This window comes from Pseudomonas sp. 43(2021) (assembly GCF_017490805.1).
Lineage (GTDB): Bacteria > Pseudomonadota > Gammaproteobacteria > Pseudomonadales > Pseudomonadaceae > Aquipseudomonas.
This window is the reverse complement of record NZ_JAFGYJ010000250.1, coordinates 1-528: the sequence shown is the minus strand read 5'-3', so window position 1 is coordinate 528 and position 528 is coordinate 1. Positions and strand designations below refer to the sequence as shown.

Sequence of the window (528 nt, the reverse complement as noted above, 5' to 3'; positions counted from 1 at the left end):
CCGGCAATGTTGCCTGCACCGACGCGGCCGGCGAGGCTGAGCATCAAGGCCTGGAACGAGCTGAGTTGCCCGGCGCTGCCTTTGAGGCTGTCGCGGAACACCGCGAACATGTGGAAGAAATGACGCAGTTGAACGAAACGCGAGCGAATCGTGAAGTAGCTACCGAGCCCGACAATGAGCACGATCAGTACTTTCCCTGAGAGGAAGTCGTTGATGACTTCGAGCATGGATTTATCCTCGCTGTTTTTTGTGGGTGCAAATGCTGGATCGGAGAAACATCGTGTTACACCGGCACGCACGCGGCACGACGGGTGAGGCGAAGGTTTCGTCCCGGATCCATATCGCGGGTTTTGTTATTAGTTCGGGTTTCGCATGGGTTATGGCCTCGTTACCGACGACCGCTCACGCGAAGAGGGGCGGCACTATACCGATCAGTGGCGCGCCCGTCTGCACGGTAGTGGTGCAAGCGACGAAACGAAGCTTTGAAACACTTGGCGTTTGTGGCGAGGGGATTTATCCCCGCTGGGC

The 528-nt window shown here is 57.6% G+C and carries 1 protein-coding gene; it reads right to left on the bottom strand.

Features of this window, described 5'->3' with window-relative positions; all coding sequences use genetic code 11:
- The coding region (locus J5M71_RS27025; protein WP_207838579.1) for an alanine:cation symporter family protein at positions 1–227 on the bottom strand (227 nt) is incomplete at its 3' end.
- Between the last annotated feature and the right edge of the window lie 301 nt (positions 228–528).